The organism is Vibrio sp. 1402 (assembly GCF_033340275.1).
Genome location: NZ_JAWOWE010000551.1, coordinates 1 through 561, shown reverse-complemented (window position 1 = coordinate 561; position 561 = coordinate 1). Strand labels below are relative to the sequence as shown.

General features: G+C 43.0%; 1 protein-coding gene. It reads right to left on the bottom strand.

The window, feature by feature from the left end:
* A partial coding sequence (locus tag R7044_RS27200; RefSeq protein ID WP_225456226.1) for a nucleotidyltransferase domain-containing protein occupies window positions 1–490 on the bottom strand: 490 nt, incomplete at its 3' end.
* Window positions 491–561: the final 71 nt, after the last annotated feature.

Genomic DNA, 561 nt, shown 5'->3' with positions numbered 1-561 from the left:
CTTTTTTTGAAGCTTGGAATGTGTCTTCGCTGCCACAAAGCAGACGTGCTTCTTGTAGGTTAGTGGCAACCGTTAGATCGTCACGACCGATTTGTGCACATTCATTGACAGTGCGAACCGCATGGCCCACTTCCAGTTTTAAGTCCCATAGTAAGGTAATAAATTCGCTGATTTTCGCTTCTAACGCAGTCGGCAGTTTGTTGTTAGAAAGAACGAGAATGTCTATGTCGGACAACGGATGCAGTTCACCGCGACCATATCCGCCAACGGCCACTAATGAGATGTTGTAAATGTCATTAAAACCGAAGTATTGCCATAAACGCGTCAGCAATAAGTCCATGTACTCTGCGCGAGCCAATACTAGACTGGTCACAGGGTGATGATTAAGAAACTCTTGTTTTTGGGTTGAGCTGAATTTTTCTAACTCTTGTTTTAGTTCGCCGATATTGATTTGTTCGTCGGAAAACGTAAGAGGGGACTGAAGTGGCATATTTGCTATCCGTGCAAGCTAAAAGTAAAGATCTACAAACCTTTCTAATTTAACAAATCTCGCGGAGATAA